The sequence below is a fragment of the Devosia sp. genome, assembly GCF_034675085.1.
GTDB lineage: Bacteria > Pseudomonadota > Alphaproteobacteria > Rhizobiales > Devosiaceae > Devosia.
In genome coordinates this window covers 1-5,278 of sequence record NZ_JAUCDN010000231.1, presented here as the reverse complement: position 1 = coordinate 5,278, position 5,278 = coordinate 1, and the positions used below count along the sequence as shown (strand labels likewise).

The following is a 5,278-nucleotide window of genomic DNA, read 5'->3' as shown; positions in this document are numbered from 1 at the left end:
CCCGCCGGCACCCCCAACCCCAAGCGGGAGGGCGCCGCGCCCCCCCGCGGGCCCCCGCCCTTCGGCCGCCCCTCCGGCGCCCGCTCCTCGGGGCCTGGTCGTCCCTCCGGCCCCCGCCGGCCCAAGGCTTGACCGATGCGCATCGTTGCGGGGAAATTTCGCGGCAAGCAGCTTGCTTCGCCCGCTGACGAGACCATCCGGCCCACGGCCGACCGGGTGCGTGAATCGGTGTTCAACATCCTGGCCTCGCGCCTTGGACCGGGCCTCGATGGCCGCCGCGTGCTCGATCTTTTCGCCGGCACCGGCGCGCTGGGCCTGGAAGCGTTGTCGCGCGGCGCCAGCCACGTGACCTTCGTCGATACGGGCGCGGAAGCACGCGGCCTCATCCGTGACCATATCGAGGCCTTCTCCGCCGGCGGCATTGCCAAGCTGCTGCGCCGCGACGCCGCCGCGCTGGGGCGTCCCGGCACGCTCGGCCAGTTCGATCTGGTCTTTCTCGATCCGCCTTATCATCAGGGGCTCGGCGAAAGGGCGCTGGCCGAAATCGCCGCCAATGGCTGGCTCTACCCCGGCGCCACGCTGGTCTGGGAAGAAGCCGCCGATGCCGAGGTGACGGTTCCCGCCGGCTTTACCCTGGACGACACGCGCGAATACGGCGCAGCCGCCATCCGGTTTTTGAGCTTCGCTTAGAGCGTTTCCAGGAAAAGTGGATACCGGTTTTCCGGTTCGGAAACGCGATAAAACAAAACGTGCCTCACGCCGCCTTTTGTAGACACGCGGCACATTGCCCGCGAATTTCCATCGTCGTGCGCTCCACCTTGAAGCCGGTGGTTTCGGCCCAGTCGCCCAGCCGCTCCTCGATCACCGGATCGGCGAATTCGTCCACCTTGCCGCAACCGGCGCAGATGGCGAAGGCGATCAGACCCTTGCGATGGCAATGGGCATCGGCGCAGGCGACGAAGGCGTTGAGCGTTTCCAGGCGATGGGCCAGCCCGCGCTCCACCAGCTTGTCCAGGGCCCGATAGATCTGTAGCGGCGCGCGCAGGCCGTCGCCGCGCAAAAGGTCGAGAATGTCATAGGCGCTGAGCGGCCCGCCCGAATGGTTGAGCGCCTCCAGCACCAGCCCCTGATTGCGCGTCAGGTCCGCGGGAATGTCATGACGATGCGCCATGCGGCGTCCTCCTTCCAAACAGCCGCGATGCCGGCACCGCGAGCGAGACGAGAAACAGGATGAGCGCCATGACCACGATGGACGGGCCCGAGGCGGTGTCCCAGTTTTTCGAGCCGAACAGGCCCCCCACCACTGCTATAGCGCCCAGCAGGGCGGATACCAGCGCCATCTGCTCGGGTGTGGCGCTGAGCCGCCGCGCCGTCGCCGCCGGAATGATGAGCAGCGAGGTGATGAGCAGCACGCCCACCAGCTTCATGGCGATGGCGATGACGCTGGCCATCAGCACCATCAGCACCAGTCGGCTGGCCTCGGGCCGCAGCCCTTCGGCCTCGGCCAGTTCCGGGCTCACCGTGGCGGCCAAGAGCGGCCGCCAGTTGAGCCAGAGCAGGATGAGGATCGCCGCGCCCCCGCCATAGATGATGGCGATGTCCTCCACCGACACGGCCAATATGTCGCCGAACAGGAACCCCATCAGGTCGATGCGCACGCTGGTGAGCAATCCCACCAGCACCAGCCCCACGGCCAGCGTCGAATGGCTCAGAATCCCCAGCAAGGCATCGGTGGAGAGCGTCGCCTGCCTTTGCAGCACGATCAGCGCCCCCGCCACCAGCACGGCCACGGCGAAGACGCCTAGCGTCATATTGAACGACAACAGGATCGACAGCGCCACCCCCAGCAGCGCCGAATGCGCCATGGTGTCGCCGAAATAGGCCATGCGCCGCCACACCACGAAACATCCCAGCGGCCCCGTCACCGCCGCCAGCCCCACCCCGGCGATCAGCGCCCGCGAAAAGAAATCACCGAACATCGGACAGGCTCCACGGCAGCATCGGCATTTTTGTCGAGATCTTATCCATCCGCCCGCTCCTCATGCGCATGGTGATGCCCGCCATGGGGATGCTCATGGGCGCCATGCGGCCCCACCACGCATCCGTCGTCATGGTGTTCGTGGTCATGATGATGCTCATAGATCGCCAGCGTCGCGCCGGCGCGTTCGCCGAAGAGCTTGAGATATTCCGGGCTGCTCTTGACCGCCCCCGGCGTGCCCCGGCAGCAGACATGGCCGTTGAGGCAGATCACCGTATCGGTCTCGGCCATCACCACGTGCAGATCGTGCGAAATCATCAAAATGCCCGCCTGCGTCGTGTCGCGAATCTGCCGGATCAATTGGTAAAGCGCCACCTCGCCGGAAAAATCCACCCCCTGCACCGGCTCGTCCAGCACCAGCAGGTCCGGCTTGCGGATCATCGCCCGGGCAAACAGAACTCGCTGGAATTCTCCGCCCGAAAGCTCCTGCACGGCGGCCTTGAGCAAGCGCGCTGCCCCTACGGCTTCCAGCGCCGCCGCGATGGCGGCGGGCGAATGAGGCCCGGTCAACGTCATCAGCCTGTCTACCGTCAGCGGCAGCGTCCAGTCGATGCTGAGCTTTTGCGGCACATAGCCGATGGTCAGCCCCGGCTTGCGCGTCACGCTGCCCATGGTGGGCTTCATCACCCCGGTGGCCATCTTCGCGGTGGTCGATTTGCCCGAGCCATTGGGCCCGATCAGCGTCACGATCTCGCCGCGCGCAATGGTCAGGTCCACCCCTTCCACCAGCACGCGCCCGCCGCGCTGCACCCCGGCATTGGCCAGGGTAATCAGCGTCTCCTTGTGCCTTGTGTCATGCATCGACTGGTTCGGCTCCTTGGCTCCCTCCCGGTTCGGGCAAGGGCAGGGTGGGGGATCGGCCAGGGCGTTTTCGCGCGGCGGGGTTTTGCACAGCCCCCGCGAAAACCGTCTTGACGGCTCTTAATACGTTATAGCATAACACCGCCGCAAGCGTAATAACATAACATATCACCCATGAGGCCCCGATGATGAAACGCGCCCTTTCGCTCGCTGCCCTTTCTCTCCTGCTGCTCACGGGAGCCGCCACGGCCGCGCCCCGTGTCGTTGCGTCCATCAAGCCCGTGCATGCGCTGGTTTCTTCCGTCATGGCCGGGGTGGGAGAGCCGGCCCTCATCGTCAAGGGCGCCGCTTCCCCCCACACCTATTCGCTGCGGCCTTCCGACGCCGCCGCGCTCGAAAGCGCCGACATCGTCTTCTGGACCGGCCATGGCCTTGAGCTGTTCCTTGCCAACGCGCTCGATACGCTCGCGCCCCAGGCCGAAGTAGTCGAGCTGGCCGAAACCCCCGGCATCGAACTGCTGCCCCTGCGCGAAGGCGGCGCCTTCGAGCCCCACTCCCACGGCGAAGAAGATCACGATCACGATCATGGCCACGAGCACGAGGAGGGGGATATGCATTTCTGGCTCGATCCGAGGAATGCCGCGCTGATGGTCTCCGAGATTGCCGCCGTGCTGGCCGAGGCCGATCCTGAAAATGCCGACGCCTATGCGGCCAATGCCGAGGCCGAGCGGTCGCGGCTCGAAGCGCTCGAAGCCGAACTGCGTCAGACCCTTGCGCCCCTTGCCGGTAAGCCCTTCCTCGTCTTTCACGATGCCTATCAATATTTCGAGCACCGCTTCGGGCTCGATGTCGCCGGCACCGTCACCGTTTCACCCGACGCCATGCCCGGCGCTGCCCGCATCGATGAACTGCGCGCCAAGGTGCGCGAACTGGGCGCCACCTGCGTTTTCGCCGAGCCCAATTTCGAGCCCGCCATCATCCGCACCATCACGGAGGGCACCAGCGCCAGGGCTGGCACGCTCGATCCCGAAGGCTCCGCCCTTGCCGAGGGCCCCGACCTTTACCCCAACCTCCTGCGCGGCCTTGCCGCCGGCCTGGTCGAGTGCCTCGGCTAGGCTGCAACGCTCCCTCTTTTCCAAGAGGGCCGGCTTTGGACTTTTCCGCACCACCAACGCCCCTCCGGACCTGATCCGGGGGCGCCCCCTGCAAGCTCATAAGCCGATAGGACCGGAAAGGCTCTGGCAGGCCCCGCCCCAGCGGCATTGCCGGGCTCGTCCCGGCAATCCACCGCCCTGGCCTCCAGCCTGTCGGCCCCAATCCTCATCTCCTTTTGTTCAATCGTAATGTGCTAACATACCGGAGGTAATTCATGCACATCCGCCTTCCCCTTCTCTTCCTCGCCGCCACGGCGCTCACCGGTCCGGCCTTTGCCGACGAGATCGCCGCCTGGCGCCTTTTTGTCGCCGATCATGCCGAGGCCAGGGTTTCCGCCCTGGACCTGGCCTCGGGCGAGACCATCGCCAGCTTCCCGCTCGCCGGCCCGGCCACGCTCTACGCCGCCCATGCGGGCGAGGCGATCATTGCCGTGCAAGGCGAGAGCAACCGCGTCTCGGCCATCCGCTCCGGCATCGCCATCGAGGATCATGGCGATCATGGCGACATCGAAATTTCCGATCCCGAAGGGATCGATGCCGTGCTGGAAGGCAATAAGCCCGGCCATTTCGTCGAGCATGGCGACAAATTCGCCCTCTTCTTCGACGGTTCCGGCCTGGTCAGCCTTGCCGATACCCATGATTGGGTCGATCACGGCCATGTCCACGCCACACAGATCGATAGCGGCACCCCCCATCACGGCGTCGCCGTTCCCTGGGGCGATTACACCCTGGTTTCGGTGGCCAATGCCGACGACGAGAAAAAGCCGCGCCTCGGCCTCAACGTCCTCGATGCGCAGGGCAATGTGGTGGGCGATACCCATGCCTGCCCCGATCTCCATGGCGAAGCCACCTCCGGCAACCTGCTGATCGTCGGCTGCGGCGATGGCGTGCTCATCGTCTCCGGCTCCGGTGAGCCGCAGGTGCGAAAGCTGGATTACTCGGGCCTCCCCGAAGGCAAGACCACCACGCTGCTGGGCGGGCAGGGGCTGCAATATTTCCTCGGCAATTACGGCGCCGACAGGATCGTGCTCATCGATCCCGCCGAAGCCGAGCCCTATCGGCTCATCGACCTGCCGACGCGCCGCGTGCATTTCGTCACCGATCCGGTGCGGCCGAAATTCGCTTACATCTTCACCGAGGACGGCCAGTTGCGCCAGCTCGACGTGGTCAAGGGCGAGATCACCCGCTCGCTCAAGCTCACCGAGCCCTATTCCATGGATGGCGAGTGGAACCTCCCGCGCCCCCGCCTGGCCGTGGCCGGCGACTATATCGCCGTCACCGATCC

6 protein-coding genes are annotated in these 5,278 nt (G+C 65.9%); 3 read left to right on the top strand and 3 right to left on the bottom strand.

What is annotated here, in order from left to right; all coding sequences use genetic code 11:
* The first annotated feature begins 135 nt into the window (after nucleotides 1–135).
* Entirely contained in the window at nucleotides 136–690 is a 555-nt protein-coding gene (gene rsmD / locus VDP82_RS13425) for a 16S rRNA (guanine(966)-N(2))-methyltransferase RsmD (RefSeq protein WP_323015354.1), read from the top strand.
* Nucleotides 691–754: 64 nt separating this feature from the next.
* Here the strand turns inward: rsmD and VDP82_RS13420 are convergent, their stop codons facing one another.
* Genes VDP82_RS13420 through VDP82_RS13410 form a run of 3 tightly spaced genes read right to left on the bottom strand, consistent with a single transcriptional unit; the run spans nucleotide 755 to nucleotide 2,839 of the window.
* Complete coding sequence (locus VDP82_RS13420) at nucleotides 755–1,171, bottom strand: Fur family transcriptional regulator (RefSeq protein ID WP_323015353.1); 417 nt, start codon at nucleotides 1,169–1,171, stop codon at nucleotides 755–757.
* Entirely contained in the window at nucleotides 1,155–1,979 is an 825-nt protein-coding gene (locus tag VDP82_RS13415) for a metal ABC transporter permease (protein ID WP_323015352.1), read from the bottom strand. Before VDP82_RS13415 ends, VDP82_RS13420 begins: the two co-directional genes overlap by 17 nt.
* A 41-nt stretch (nucleotides 1,980–2,020) precedes the next feature.
* Entirely contained in the window at nucleotides 2,021–2,839 is an 819-nt protein-coding gene (locus VDP82_RS13410; RefSeq protein ID WP_323015351.1) for an ATP-binding cassette domain-containing protein, read from the bottom strand.
* 185 nt (nucleotides 2,840–3,024) lie between these two features.
* On the opposite strand from VDP82_RS13410, the gene VDP82_RS13405 reads away from it, so the two are divergent.
* Nucleotides 3,025–3,954, top strand: a complete 930-nt coding sequence (locus tag VDP82_RS13405) for a zinc ABC transporter substrate-binding protein (protein ID WP_416347118.1) — start codon at nucleotides 3,025–3,027, stop codon at nucleotides 3,952–3,954.
* Between the two features lie 254 nt (nucleotides 3,955–4,208).
* On the top strand, nucleotides 4,209–5,278 hold a 1,070-nt coding region (locus VDP82_RS13400), incomplete at its 3' end, for a hypothetical protein (protein ID WP_323015350.1).